Origin of the sequence: Psychrobacter sp. 1044 (assembly GCF_904846525.1) — a bacterium.
In the GTDB taxonomy this organism is placed as follows: domain Bacteria; phylum Pseudomonadota; class Gammaproteobacteria; order Pseudomonadales; family Moraxellaceae; genus Psychrobacter.
In genome coordinates this window covers 1-14080 of sequence record NZ_CAJHAZ010000007.1, presented here as the reverse complement: position 1 = coordinate 14080, position 14080 = coordinate 1, and the positions used below count along the sequence as shown (strand labels likewise).

Annotated in this window: 10 protein-coding genes; 9 read left to right on the top strand and 1 reads right to left on the bottom strand. The window is 43.4% G+C overall.

The annotated features are described in order from the left end of the window. Position 1: 1 nt before the first annotated feature. A complete protein-coding gene (locus tag JMX82_RS06075) occupies positions 2–286 on the top strand; it encodes a pyrimidine/purine nucleoside phosphorylase (RefSeq protein ID WP_045445514.1) in 285 nt (94 codons plus the stop codon). Between the two features lie 108 nt (positions 287–394). Here the strand turns inward: JMX82_RS06075 and JMX82_RS06070 are convergent, their stop codons facing one another. Then, positions 395–847, bottom strand: coding sequence for a GNAT family N-acetyltransferase (locus JMX82_RS06070; protein WP_201539875.1), 453 nt, complete (start codon positions 845–847; stop codon positions 395–397). A 181-nt stretch (positions 848–1028) separates the two neighbouring features. On the opposite strand from JMX82_RS06070, the gene JMX82_RS06065 reads away from it, so the two are divergent. The 8 genes from JMX82_RS06065 to JMX82_RS06030 all read left to right on the top strand — a co-directional run bounded on the left by JMX82_RS06065 (position 1029) and on the right by JMX82_RS06030 (position 13916). Beyond that, entirely contained in the window at positions 1029–2171 is a 1143-nt protein-coding gene (locus JMX82_RS06065) for a DNA topoisomerase IB (protein WP_201539874.1), read from the top strand. 214 nt (positions 2172–2385) lie between these two features. Beyond that, positions 2386–4110, top strand: coding sequence for an AMP-binding protein (locus JMX82_RS06060; RefSeq protein ID WP_201539873.1), 1725 nt, complete (start codon positions 2386–2388; stop codon positions 4108–4110). 87 nt (positions 4111–4197) lie between these two features. Beyond that, positions 4198–4989: an SDR family NAD(P)-dependent oxidoreductase gene (locus tag JMX82_RS06055; protein WP_201539872.1), complete on the top strand. Its 792-nt coding sequence runs from the start codon at positions 4198–4200 to the stop codon at positions 4987–4989. 143 nt (positions 4990–5132) lie between these two features. Continuing rightward, positions 5133–5723, top strand: a complete 591-nt coding sequence (locus JMX82_RS06050) for a L,D-transpeptidase family protein (RefSeq protein ID WP_201539871.1) — start codon at positions 5133–5135, stop codon at positions 5721–5723. A gap of 434 nt (positions 5724–6157) precedes the next feature. Next, a complete protein-coding gene (gene clpB, locus JMX82_RS06045; RefSeq protein WP_201539870.1) occupies positions 6158–8755 on the top strand; it encodes an ATP-dependent chaperone ClpB in 2598 nt (865 codons plus the stop codon). A 189-nt stretch (positions 8756–8944) separates the two neighbouring features. After that, positions 8945–10198, top strand: coding sequence for a PQQ-dependent sugar dehydrogenase (locus tag JMX82_RS06040; protein ID WP_201539869.1), 1254 nt, complete (start codon positions 8945–8947; stop codon positions 10196–10198). 176 nt (positions 10199–10374) lie between these two features. After that, positions 10375–12024, top strand: a complete 1650-nt coding sequence (locus JMX82_RS06035) for a BCCT family transporter (protein ID WP_201539868.1) — start codon at positions 10375–10377, stop codon at positions 12022–12024. A gap of 236 nt (positions 12025–12260) precedes the next feature. Continuing rightward, complete coding sequence (locus tag JMX82_RS06030) at positions 12261–13916, top strand: BCCT family transporter (protein ID WP_201539867.1); 1656 nt, start codon at positions 12261–12263, stop codon at positions 13914–13916. The last annotated feature ends 164 nt before the right edge of the window (positions 13917–14080 follow it).

The window sequence follows — 14080 nt, the reverse complement described above, 5'->3', positions numbered from 1 at the left end:
TATGCCAAGCGTTAACAGTTATTTTGATAATAAAGTCACTTCTATTGCCTTTCAAACGGCGACCAAGCCTGCAACAGTTGGCGTGATGGAAATTGGCGAGTACGAATTTGGCACCAGCGAATTTGAAACCATGAGCGTGGTCAGTGGTGCATTGACGGTCAAATTGCCAGAAAGTGATGAGTGGCAAACCTTTAATGCAGGTGAGCAATTTACTGTTGAAGCCAATCAGAAGTTTCAAGTAAAAGTGGCAGTAGAAACGGCTTATTTATGTGTTTATGGTAAATAAGCATTTTTAGAGTAGTAGTCAACAGATTAACGCCAAGCGTTTAACGCTTGGCGTTTTTTTATGGTTGCATTTTGAGATAAATTTGAGTCATAAAGCATTGGACAACCATTATAAGTTCTTACGATATTGCACCATATCTGTTTGAGTGGCGATTGCGTCATAGAGTTTGCGCGCCGTGGTGTTGCCCTCTTGTGTCGTCCAATACACACGGTTGCAGTTTTTACTACGAGCGAACTCATATACCTTTTCAATTAGTGCGCGTCCCACGCCTTGCCCGCGCACAGACTCACTAACATAAAGATCCTCTAAGTAACAGCATTCAGTGATATTCCAAGTATTGGGGTGTAGCACCACATGGGTGATACCTACTAACTTGTCGTCCTGCCAAGCACCAAAACCATAAATCGGCACGTTACTATCGAGCAAACTGTGCCACGTGTTTTGGATGGTACTTGATGGCAAACTGGTCTCATAAAATTTTAGATAGTTTTGCCACAAAGGTAACCAAAATTCGTAATCGTCTTTAGATAATGCTGCTATCTTTATAGAAGTATTTTTCATTGTGCTTTATTCAAATTAAATTGTGATTGTTGTCAAATTATGGCTCAAAAGCTCATTATTTAGAACCCTTTTAAGCATGTTTTTTTACACATCGATTACACTTTGCTCGTGGCAAATAAACAGCAAAAACCATCGCAATTCATTATGCTAAAACGACTATTTTATCAATCGAGTATCTATTATGGCGACGCTAAATGACCAAACAACCACGCAAGACATACGCCATGATTATGAAAAACTCGCTCGCCTTGCTAATCTGCGCTATGTCAGTGATGATGAGCTTGGGTTTACGCGTATGCGTTGGGGGCGCGGGTTTACTTATAAAGATGCCACAGGCAAAACGGTCAAAGACAAAGCCTTGCGACAGCGTTTTAATGCGCTAGTGATACCACCGATGTGGTCAGAGGTTTGGATATGCCAAGATGATAAAGGGCACTTGCAATCGACGGGGCGCGATGACAAAGCACGAAAACAATACTTATATCACCCTGAGTGGGATCGCGTACGTGATCAAGCCAAGTTCGATGCCATGATAGGCTTCGCTAGAGCATTGCCGAATCTACGTGCACAAGTTGAAAAAGACTTGAAAGCTAAATCATTATCCCGTGAAAATGTCTTATCAGCAGTGGTCAAACTATTAGAAACAACCTTGATTCGTATCGGTAACAGCCGCTATGCCAAGCTCAATAAAAGCTATGGTTTGAGTACTCTACGCAGTAAGCACGTGAGCGAAACTGATAACGGACTGGCGTTTGATTTCGTCGGTAAGAGTGCCAAAGAGCATCATATAGAGTTGCAAGATGAGCGCTTGATTGACATTGTACAAGCCTGTTCTGAGCTACCTGGTTATCAGATTTTTAAATATTTAGATGACGATGGTCACAAGCAAGTCGTCGACAGTAGCGATATCAATGACTATCTACGCATGCATACTAGCGGTCATAGTCATAGTCATAGTCGTGACAGTGAGATGCATAGCGGTAACTTATATAGCGCAAAGGACTTTCGTACTTGGATGGCCAGTGTCCTTGCCGCCAGTTACCTGCATGATGAGCTACAGAGCGCTCAGGGCAAAGCAATATTAGCCAGTGAACCTGATAGTAAAGAGCGTCAGCAACTGGTGACTGATATGGTAAAAAGTGTCGCTGATGAGCTGGGCAATACGTCTGCTGTCTGCCGATCTTCTTATATTAATCCCATTATTATAGAGCACTTTTTGGCGGGGCAGTTCTTTGAACCTTATAAACAAGCGCGCCGTGGTCGTACTAAACAGCATCAAAGTTATGAAGAAAAGGCGCTGCTGGGATTTTTAAGTGGCTGCTGAGTGCTTTGAAATGAAGTTCCATCAAGAGTTTGTGATTGAATTATAAAAATGATACGTTATGTATTGAAATAAATATTAAAATGCGTTACTAATAGAGTCTATGCACATTGATATGTGCGAACAAGCAGAAAAAACAGTTGCTAGGATATGCCTGTTTTTCTGCTGACAATTCTCTTATTTCGTCCGTTACCTGCTATTGCTAAAGGATTAGCTTATGAACACCTCTTCTTCAGACCCATCAGTTGTAAATACCACTTCAAATCATACTGCACACCTGCCAATGAGCTACAGCGATTACTATCATAATTTTGATATGAACGCGCTATTGACAGAAATATTTGGCGAGCATTTAGACGATCGCTTGAATGCTTATATGGCGTGTTGCGGTCGTCATGTGCGTGATGGTCGCGGTGATAATATTGCACTGGTGCATGAAGATACGTCGGGCAATGTAACGCGCATGAGCTTTGCTGAGCTTGATAAGGCAAGCGCACAAGTCGCCAATTTATTGTTGTCTTATGGCGTACAAGTTGGTGACCAAGTAGCGACCATGTTACCTCGCACTCCTGAGCTGCTCACCATTGTACTCGCGACTTGGCGGATCGGCGCGGTTTATCAGCCGTTATTTACCGCCTTTGGCTATGATTCGATTAAGTATCGGATGGACAAAGCCAATACCAAAGTGGTTTTTACCAATCAAGAAAATCGTGGCAAGTTTGACGACTTAGCGAAGCAAACCAAAATGGTGCTGGTTGGCAGCAAAGTAGATGCGCAAAGCTGGGGTGATGATAGCTACGCTGAAAAGGTCGCAACGCAGTCGCAAACGGTAGACGCGGTTTCATTAGATACCGATGCACCCTTTCTGCAAATGTTTACCTCGGGTACGGTTGGCAAATCAAAAGGCGTTAGTGTGCCGCTAAGTGCGCTCTCAGCGTTTTATCTCTACATGCGCTATGCGATTGACTTGCGAGCGGATGATAATTACTGGAACATGGCTGATCCAGGCTGGGCATACGGTCTTTATTATGCGATTACAGGACCTTTGTTATTAGGGGTAACAACGTATTTTAATGAAGCTGGCTTTGATGCACAAAATACTCGTGATTTTATGGTACGTCATAAGATTAGTAATTTGGCGTCCTCACCGACAGCGTTTCGGATGATGAAATCGAGTGGCGTGTTTGAAAAATCTTACCATGACAATAATAATGACAATGAGGCTAAACTATCACTGCGCTGTGCCAATTCAGCAGGCGAGACCTTAAATACCGAAGTGGTCAATTGGGTTGAAACCTATTTAAACTGTAAAGTCTGCGATCAGTATGGGCAAACCGAGACTGGAATGACTTGCTGTGAGCACCATGCATTAGCACATGAATGTCCGGTTGGCTCGATGGGCATGGCGCTACCGGGGCACACATTGGTAGTGTTAGATGATGATATGAATATATTAGCTGATGGCGAACAAGGACAGCTTGCCGTAGTGGTCAGTCAATCGCCCGCATTTTATTTCCGTGGTTATAGCTGGAACGAAAAAGACGCTTTTGCTGATGATTACTATTTAACAGGCGACGTGGTTGAGCGCCACAGTGATGGCAGCTATTGGTTTTCAGGGCGTGATGACGACATTATCATTACCGCAGGTTACCGAGTTGGACCAACCGATGTTGAAAATACCGTGCTGGAGCATGAGGCAGTCGCAGAGTCAGCGGCAGTTGGAGTGCCAGACGAAGTGCGTGGTCATACCATTAAGTCGTATGTGGTACTAAAAGACGGTATCGAAGGCACAGACGAGATTGCCAAGGAGATTCAAGACTTGGTACGCAAGCGTCTATCAACGCATGCTTATCCACGTGAGGTTGAGTTTGTGAAAGAGTTGCCAAAAACCCCAAGTGGTAAAATTCAGCGCTTTTTGCTGCGCAGTTTGTCTGCGGCCTAATGAAGCAATGCACTCATATTGTCAGGTTAAGATAAAAATCGATGACTGATAAAAATAACAGTAAAAACATTAATAAAAGGAATAATTATGCACATTGAACAACAGAGCTTTTTGGTCACAGGCGGTGCATCAGGTTTGGGAGAGGCCGTGGTTCGCGCTATTGTCAAGCAAGGCGGTAACGTCGTCATCGCAGATCTGAATGAATCAGCTGGTCAAGCGTTGGTAGATGAGCTAGGTGACAATGCGCGTTTTACACGCTGTGATGTGACCAGTAGTGATGAGGTGAAAGCGGCTGTGGATACGGCTGAAAAACAATTTGGCGGTTTGCAAGGGTCTATCAACTGTGCGGGCATCGCTGTGGTGCAAAAGCTGCTGGATCGTGATAATAACCCAGCAGATCTCGATAATTTTAGTCGCGGCGTCAATATTAATCTTGTCGGTTCTTTTAATGTCGCGCGTTTGGTCGCAGCCAGTATTGCAAAGCGTGTAGCAAATGCCAATAACGCAGACAGCTCCGTAGAGAAAAACGCTGATAATGGCGTCATTATTAATACGGCTTCTATCGCAGCTTTTGATGGGCAAGTAGGACAAGCAAGCTATTCATCGTCAAAAGCAGGTGTCGTCGGTCTGACTTTACCGCTAGCACGTGAGCTGGCACGTCATGGTATTCGCGTGATGACTATCGCGCCGGGCGTCTTTGCCACACCGATGATGGAGACTATCCCTGAAAAAGCGCGCGAACAACTAGAGGCTAGCGTACCTTATCCTAAGCGTCTGGGTAATCCCAATGAGTTTGCCAAGTTGGTCATGCATATCATTGATAATGCCTATCTCAATGGAGAAGTCATTCGCTTAGATGGCGCGATTCGTATGGTGTAATGGCATTAACGAAGTTTTTATGTTCAAAAGACCCTAGTGTTATCCATGAAATTTTCACAAAAACTGGCATGGTGCTTTGGTAAGTTAATAGCGTGGTATGTTGCCATTTCACTCTCTAACGCTAAACGGAGTTATTAAAGCCTATGTCATTTTTTTCTCTACATTTTAGCAAAAAGCCGCGTCGATTGTTTGTCGTGATAGGACTGGGACTGACCACTATTATGAGCACCAGTGCGATAGGGTATGTCAAAACAGCCTCCTCGGATGCAAAAAGTACAGGCAATAATGGTCAGCCTATTTCTAGTACGGTGGTTATCGATAAAGTTTTTGTCGATAAATCCGACCGTATTTTGCAGCTATTGAGTGGTGATAAAGTCATTAAGTCCTATCGTATTGCGCTAGGGGATAGTCCGGTTGGTCATAAACAGCAGCAAGGCGATGAGCGTACACCCGTGGGGGCGTACATCTTAGATTATAAGAATGAGAACTCTATTGCCCATCGCTCCATCCATATAAGCTACCCCAATGCTGCGGACAAAGCTCGGGCACGATCACGCGGCGTCCATCCTGGTGGCGATATTATGATTCATGGGCAGATGAACGGCTTCGGTCATCTAGCGTGGATTAACCAACAACGTGATTGGACCGATGGTTGCATTGCGGTCACTGATAATGAGATGGATGAGATTATGGCGGCAGTTAAGGTTGGTACATCGATAGAAATTGTAGAGTGAGCGTTATGTTAATGCTTACTATCGTGTAGTACATTTCTAGCAGTTACAGCGTATTAAAATCTCTGCTATAGCTGTCTCTTGCTTGCCTTTCATTGTTGAGCAAGCCTCTCTTTTAGTTGTTTTTTTATTTATTCTCTTGAAATATTCTCTTAGTGTGCCTATTGATAGTTTGTGATAATATCATTGCTATGGGTAAGGTTTTTACCTATATAAAATCTTACTATTTTTCAGTATTTACTAATAAGTCATAGATATTGATTGACAACTTGCATAAGTAGGTTGAAATCTTGTATGTTATACCCTATATATATAACAACTAACGGTGATTGAGACACGATAAAACTAACGATAAGCGCTATGTTTTAAATGCGGCGCGTTCGGTATTTTATGTTGCATCCACTGACTGATAATACTAATTATAAAAGGACACAATTATGAGGTTCGAAAAATTTACCCAGAAACTACAATCAGCCATTCAAGAAGCACAGAGCCTAGCATTGGGGCGTGACCATACAGGTATTGACCCTGTGCATCTGCTTGCAGTATTGCTACAGGATGAGTCTAATTTATCTATCTGCCAACAAGCAGGCGCGTCTATCCCTGCGCTAAAGAATGGTGTGGCAAAGGCGCTCGACAATCAAGCAACGATTAGTGAGCCAACAGGTGATGTGAATTTAAACCCAAATTCGGTTAAAATTTTGAACTTGGCAGACCGTCAAGCGCAAAAAGAAGGCGATGATTTTATTGCCACTGAATGGGTGATGTTGGCGCTCGCTGAGCAAGGTGAAACCAAAAAGATATTTGAGAGTGCGGGCGTAACAGCGAGTAAATTAAAAACAGTCATTGAGCAATTGCGAGGTGATGATACCGTGAATAATCAAAATGCTGAAGATCAGCGTGATGCGCTGAATAAATATACGATTAACTTAACTGAGCAGGCGGAACTTGGTAAGCTTGACCCTGTGATTGGTCGCGATGAAGAGATTCGCCGTACCATTCAAGTACTGTCGCGTCGTACCAAAAATAACCCCGTACTGATTGGTGAGCCAGGTGTTGGTAAAACGGCTATCATTGAAGGTTTGGCACAAAAAATCATCAATGGTGACGTACCAGAAGGACTACGCCGCAAAGAAGTGTTGTCGTTAGATTTGGGCTCATTGATTGCGGGTGCAAAATTCCGTGGTGAGTTTGAAGAGCGACTCAAAGCGGTACTCAGCGACTTATCAAAGCAAGAAGGCAATGTCATCTTATTTATCGATGAGTTACATACTTTAGTAGGTGCTGGTAAAGCTGACGGTGCGATGGATGCCGGTAATATGCTAAAACCTGCGCTTGCGCGTGGTGAGCTACACTGTGTCGGTGCGACAACTCTCGATGAGTATCGCCAGTACATCGAAAAAGATGCGGCTCTTGAGCGTCGTTTTCAAAAGGTACTGGTCGATGAGCCAACGGTCGAAGACACCATTGCGATTTTGCGTGGTCTAAAAGAGCGTTATGAGCTGCATCACGGTGTTGATATCCAAGACAGCGCGATTATTGCTGCTGCGCGGATGAGCCATCGTTATATTACCGATCGCAAACTGCCAGATAAAGCGATTGACTTGATTGATGAAGCGGCCAGTCGTTTACGTATGGAGATGGACAGCAAGCCTGAAGCCTTAGGTAAGCTTGATAGTCGCTTGATTCAGTTGAAAATGCAGCGCGAAGTGCTCAAAAATGAAGAAGACGCTGGTGCGCAAGCCGAGCGTAAAGTGCTTGATGCACAAATTGAAGAGCTAGAAAAAGAGTACGCTGACCTTAATGAGATTTGGCAAGCAGAAAAAGCCTTGGTCAAAGGCAGTCAGCAGCTAAAAGACGAGCTGGATAAAGCGCGTATCGCTTATGACAAAGCCAGTCGTGAAGGTGATTACGAGACCATGAGTAAGCTGCAGTATGAAACGATTCCGCAGCTAGAGCGTCGCATTACTGAGTCTGACTTGGCAGAACAAAAAGAGCAGACAGGCGAAGGTAGTGGTGTAAAACTACTACGTAATAAAGTCACGGATAATGAAATTGCCGAAGTCGTAGCGGCAGCAACAGGTATTCCTGTGAGTAAAATGATGCAAGGCGAGCGTGACAAGATGATAGCGATGGAAGAAAAGCTCCATGAACGCGTCATCGGTCAAGATGAAGCAGTCGAAGCGGTAGCCAATGCGGTACGCCGTAGCCGTGCTGGTTTGTCTGATCCGAATCGCCCTTCAGGTTCGTTCTTGTTCTTAGGACCAACGGGTGTCGGGAAGACTGAATTGACCAAGTCACTGGCGAACTTCTTATTCGATAGTGAGGATGCGATTGTTCGTATCGACATGAGTGAGTATATGGAGAAGCACAGTGTCAGTCGTTTGGTGGGTGCGCCTCCAGGTTATGTGGGCTACGAAGAAGGTGGTGCATTAACCGAAGCGGTACGCCGTAAGCCTTATAGTGTGATTTTGTTTGATGAAGTTGAAAAAGCGCACCCTGATGTGTTCAATATCTTACTACAAGTATTGGACGATGGTCGCTTAACGGACTCACAGGGTCGCGTGGTGGACTTCAAAAACACGGTCATCATTATGACCAGTAACTTGGGTTCGCACAAAATCCAAGAGATGGTCGGTGAAAGTTACGAAGACATCAAAGCTGAGGTGATGGAATCAGTTGGGCAGCATTTCCGCCCAGAGTTTGTCAACCGTATCGACGAGATTGTGGTATTCCATCCGCTCGGTATGTCGCAGATGTCAGGTATTGCTGCGATTCAGTTGGATCGCTTGCGCCAGCGTTTGCATGAGCGTGAGATGGATATTGAGTTATCAGCTGATGCGATGAACAAACTGGTTGCGATTGGTTATGATCCTGTCTATGGCGCACGCCCACTAAAACGTGCGATCCAACAGGAAATTGAAAACCCATTGTCATTGAAGCTATTGGCTGGTGATTTTGGCGTAGGAGATATCATCAAAGTCGATGTCGGCGCAGATGATAAGTTGGTGTTTGAGAAACGTAGCATGAATTAATATCTAACCCTAACTGACCGTGGTTTAAAACCAACCTCTTACTTGCCTATTTTTTCTACAGGCGGGTAAGGGGTTTTTTTGTGCGCTATTATTATTTACGGTTTGAGTGCTTTGACTATGTTATAAATAAACTAAGCACTAAAAACTAAGCAATAGGAATAAGATATCAACAGTTACGGAGACGACAAAATGACGATCATCAGTATGCAGCACCTAAGCACGCCATTAATGTTACCGATAATGATCAGCGCACTGCTGTTTAGTGCTCCTGCTTGCTCCAATCAAACTGCCGTCAATACTCATGAAGACCTAACAGACTATAAAGAAGGGCAAGCCTCTGCTAATGAATCGCTAGCAAGTACCGAAAAACCTGCCTTTATCACCAAAAAAATAGCCACGTTTGATGAGCCTTGGGCAATGACAGCATTACCTACCGTTAATAATGAGCCCCCTAAATTACTTGTCACCCAAAAGACAGGCGAGTTATTCATTGTTGATACGGCAACAGGGGCTAAAACAACCATCATTGGTATACCTAAAGTGGCTTATGGTGGGCAAGGTGGTCTTGGCGATATCGTTCTTGCACCAAATTTTGCTACTTCTAATCATGTCTATATGAGCTACGTTGAAGCAGGGAATGACACTGATAGTAATAAGTTTGGTGCCAAAGTTATCAAAGCGACATTGATAGGATTGGATACAGCCACGCCACGTTTGCAGGATATTACGCCCATTTGGGAGCAAACACCGAAAGTAAAAGGGCAGGGGCATTATAGTCATCGCTTGCTTTTCTCGCCTGACGGAAAATATTTATATATCAGTTCAGGCGAGCGCCAAGAAAAAACACCAGCACAGGATATGAGCGTCAATTTGGGCAAAATTATTAGGTTAAATCTTGATGGCTCAGTGCCAGCAGACAATCCTTTTGTAGATAATAGCAATGACATTGCCGCACAGTTTTGGAGTATAGGACATCGTAATGTATTGGGTATGGCATTCGATGAAAAAGGTAGGCTTTGGGCGCATGAGATGGGACCACGGGGCGGTGATGAATTTAATCTCATTGAAAAAGGTCATAACTACGGCTGGCCAATCGTATCAAATGGGCGTAACTATACAGGTACGGATATTCCTGACCATGAGACGCGTCCTGAGTTTGCGCCGCCCAAAATTAGTTGGACGCCAGTGATATCGCCGTCCTCGATGAGTATTTATAACGCTGGACAATATAATGATTTCCCAGCGTGGCAAGGTAATGCGCTCATTAGTGGCTTATCATCTAAAGCACTGATAGTCGTCGATTTTGATGAAAATAGCCGCGCGACTGAGCGCTATCGTTATGATATGGGCGAGCGTATTCGTAGTGTGTTAAATGTAGATGGACAAGTTTGGGTGTTAGAAGATGGCGATAATAGTGGCTTATTACAATTGATTCCGCAGTAGTGATTAGTAGCCATTGCTCTTCAACTTTCCAAGCGTTTGCACTATTGTAGGTTAGGCTGCTAAATGGTTTTGGTCTATTTCTGTCAATAAGGAAAACGTAAATAGCTAATTAGATTTGATAGTTGAGAGGTATCTTGTTAAGGTATTCTTCCTAAAAAACTAAGGCTAACAAACAAATGGATCATGTAAAAGTTGGCAGGTTAGGCCCTTTTCCACGGGTAAGTAAACCTGTGTTTATTACTTCAGCGCTACTTATTATTGGATTTATTATCTTTGGTGCTTTCTTTACTGAAACCGCTGGTGTGTTATTTAGCTTTTTGCAGAATTTTATTACAGATAAGTTCGGCTGGATGTTTGTTATATTAATGAACGTTGCGCTGGTATTCTGTATTTATCTAGCAGCGAGCCGTTATGGTGACATCCGTTTAGGTCAACAAACAGAAAAACCGCAGTACAGTTTGTTTTCTTGGATAGGGATGTTGTTCTCTGCTGGTATCGGTATTGGACTGGTATATTGGGGGACGGCTGAGCCCTTGTATCACTTTATGGCACCACCACTCGGTGAGGCGGAAACAATAGAAGCCGCCAAGCAAGCCATGAGTATCTCATTTTTACATTGGGGACTACATGCTTGGGCGATTTATACCATTGTGGCATTGGCGCTGGCTTACTTCCACTTTCGCCGTGGACTGCCATTGTCGATTCGCTCGACGCTATACCCGTTATTAGGCGAGAAAATATATGGTCGCTGGGGTCATACGGTGGATATTCTAGCCGTGTTCGGCACGATGTTTGGTGTGGTAACTTCCTTAGGTCTAGGGGTTATGCAGATCAATTCAGGTCTTGAAAATTTATTCGGTATACCAAATTCTTTAACCGTACAGTTTATTATTATTGCCTTTGTGACCGCATTGGCATGTGGCTCATTGATGCTTGGTCTTGATAAAGGTATCAAGCGCCTAAGTGACATTAATATGGGTTTTACAGGTGTGCTCTTGGCCTTTATGGTCATCTTAGGACCAACCTTATTTATTTTTGATAGTTTTATAGAAAATATTGGTAATTATGTCGTTGCCATGATTCCGTTATCAACATGGGGCGAGGCTTATAGTAATACGGATTGGCAGAGTGGTTGGACGATATTCTATTGGGCGTGGTGGGTAAGTTGGGCACCGTTTGTCGGCGTATTTATCGCTCGCATCAGTCGCGGTCGTACCATTCGTGAGTTCGTATTGGGTGTCTTATTGATTCCAATGCTGATTTTGTTTTTCTGGTTCACCACTTTCGGTGGTGTCGCTATCCATATGGAGCTTTTAGCGGCGCTTGATCCTGCTATGGCCAGTCCAGGATTGGTAGAAGCGGTGCAAGCAGATACGGGTAGCGCTATTTTCAAGCTGGTTGAGTATTATCCATTCGCGAAACCAATTACCTTGCTCATCGTTATTATGATTGTTTTATGGTTCGTAACTTCATCGGATTCAGCAAGTTTCGTCATTGATATGTTGACGGCGGGCGGCGATACCAACCCACCTAAGATTCAACGTTTATTTTGGGCGACTATGGAAGGTTTGATTGCCGCTATATTGTTAGCAGCAGGCGGATTAGGCGCATTGCAAGCCGCCGCTATTGTGGCTGGACTGCCATTTGCTTTAGTGATATTTGTCATGATGTATGCGTTACTTCGTGGCTTAAGCCGAGATCGTTTGATACTGTATCGCGCTCAGCAGCACTTTATCACCGAAGAATCCGCAGATCATAACTCAGCCAATGAGTTTGCTGATGAGCACTTGTTAAAAGGACCGCCTAAAATCGTGAAAGGTGATTAGCAGATTATATATATCAGCTTTAATACTGTTTTTATGAAATGAATCAGGCAGTTAGCTTCTTCTTTTTTTACGTAAAAATACAATATAATAATTGTGATTTGAAATCCTAAGATGCATCGTTATCTTAGGATTTTTTTATTTGTTGACCAATAGCAAGGTTATAAAGTGTCTGATTCGATTTGATAGTTGTGCAGTATCTTGTTAAGGTGAGCCCCTTCAAAAATTGAGATGACTAAATGGATCATGTAAAAGTTGGCCGCTTAGGCCCTTTTCCGCGGGTAAGTAAACCTGTGTTTTTAACTTCAGCGTTATTAATTCTTGTGTTCATTATTTTTGGTGCTCTTTTTAATGAGCAAGCAGAATTGTTATTTGGTCATGCCAAAGCATTCGTGTCTTTGCGTTTTGGCTGGTTCTTTATTGTGGTGGTCAACTTAACGTTGGTGATGAGTATTTACATGATATTTAGTCGTTATGGCGATATCAGGCTTGGTCATCAAAATGAGAAACCAGAATACAATCTAGTATCTTGGATCGGCATGCTATTTTCAGCAGGTATCGGTATTGGCCTGCTCTATTGGGGTACGGCTGAACCTTTGTATCATTTTATGGCGCCGCCGCTAGGAGAAGCTGAAACAGTAGCTGCCGCCAAGCAAGCGATGAATATCTCGTTCTTGCACTATGGTTTGCATGTGTGGGCGCTCTATGGCATGGTCGCGTTGTCATTGGCTTATTTCCATTACCGAGTGGGCTTACCGCTGGCTATTCGTTCGACACTATATCCTATATTGGGCAAAAAGATCTATGGTGGCTGGGGTCATACGGTAGATACATTAGCGGTATTCGGTACGATGTTTGGAGTAGTGACCACTTTAGGTCTTGGGGTATTGCAAATTAACTCAGGTCTTGAGACGTTATTTGGCATACCCAATAATATTACAGTGCAAATTATTTTGATTGCCTTAATCACTATGTTGGCAGGTCTGTCTCTATTTATGGGGCTAGATAAAGGGATTAAGCGCTTAAGTGATACCAATATATTATTTACTGTGATATTGCTCAGTTTTGTGATTATTTTAGGCCCGACCCAGTTTATCTTTAATAGCTTTATAGAAAATATTGGCAATTATTTACATCAAATTGTGCCATTAGGTCTTTGGACAGAATCGTATGATGGTCAAGAAAACTGGCAGGCATCATGGACGATTTTCTATTGGGCATGGTGGATAAGCTGGTCGCCTTTCGTTGGTGTGTTTGTGGCTCGTATCTCTCGTGGTCGAACCATTCGTGAGTTTATCTTAGGGGTGTTATTAATTCCTATTACTATTTTGTTCTTATGGTTCACCGCTTTCGGTGGTTCAGCCGTTAATATGGAATTAATGGCAGCCGCTGATCCCAACCTCATCAGTCCTGGCTTGATTGAGGCTGTCCAAGCAGATACTGGCAGTGCCATCTTTAAGCTGATGGAATCTTATCCATTTACGTCAGCTTTGAACTTGCTTATCGTAGTGATGATTGTGCTTTGGTTTGTCACGTCATCGGATTCGGCCAGTTTTGTGATTGATATGTTGACCTCAGGTGGCGATGCCAATCCACCAAAAATTCAGCGCCTATTTTGGGCAGGTACAGAGGGTGTTATCGCTGCCGTACTATTAGCAGCAGGTGGCTTGAGTGCGCTACAAGCGGCTTCAATTGTGTCAGGTTTCCCTTTTGCGATTGTGATAGTCGTTATGATGTACTCATTATTACGCGGCTTGAGTCGAGATCGTTTGATACTGTATCGCAACCAGCAATGGTTTGTCACCGAAGAGTCAGCAGAGCATAATTCGGCCAATGAGTTTCGTGATGAAGATTTGCTGACAGGTCCACCTGATATTGAAAAACCTGAAGGTTAGATTTTATCGATCTAAAAGATCATAAAAAAGCACCCGCCTATGATTAAGCGGGTGCTTTTTTATATGATTTAATTGTCTTTTTTAGTTCTTAGATTAACAAATGAAGTGCAATTTCAAAGAGCAGGTGAAAAAGAAGCCTAGATGCGCTAGCATCAAAGCTACTA

Excerpts from the sequence above, each read along its gene's own strand:
- JMX82_RS06075 (WP_045445514.1), top strand. The coding sequence starts at position 2 with ATGCCAAGCGTTAACAGTTATTTTGATAATAAAGTCACTTCTATTGCC.
- JMX82_RS06070 (WP_201539875.1), bottom strand. The coding sequence starts at position 847 with ATGAAAAATACTTCTATAAAGATAGCAGCATTATCTAAAGACGATTAC.
- JMX82_RS06065 (WP_201539874.1), top strand. The coding sequence starts at position 1,029 with ATGGCGACGCTAAATGACCAAACAACCACGCAAGACATACGCCATGAT.
- JMX82_RS06060 (WP_201539873.1), top strand. The coding sequence starts at position 2,386 with ATGAACACCTCTTCTTCAGACCCATCAGTTGTAAATACCACTTCAAAT.
- JMX82_RS06055 (WP_201539872.1), top strand. The coding sequence starts at position 4,198 with ATGCACATTGAACAACAGAGCTTTTTGGTCACAGGCGGTGCATCAGGT.
- JMX82_RS06050 (WP_201539871.1), top strand. The coding sequence starts at position 5,133 with ATGTCATTTTTTTCTCTACATTTTAGCAAAAAGCCGCGTCGATTGTTT.
- clpB (WP_201539870.1), top strand. The coding sequence starts at position 6,158 with ATGAGGTTCGAAAAATTTACCCAGAAACTACAATCAGCCATTCAAGAA.
- JMX82_RS06040 (WP_201539869.1), top strand. The coding sequence starts at position 8,945 with ATGACGATCATCAGTATGCAGCACCTAAGCACGCCATTAATGTTACCG.
- JMX82_RS06035 (WP_201539868.1), top strand. The coding sequence starts at position 10,375 with ATGGATCATGTAAAAGTTGGCAGGTTAGGCCCTTTTCCACGGGTAAGT.
- JMX82_RS06030 (WP_201539867.1), top strand. The coding sequence starts at position 12,261 with ATGGATCATGTAAAAGTTGGCCGCTTAGGCCCTTTTCCGCGGGTAAGT.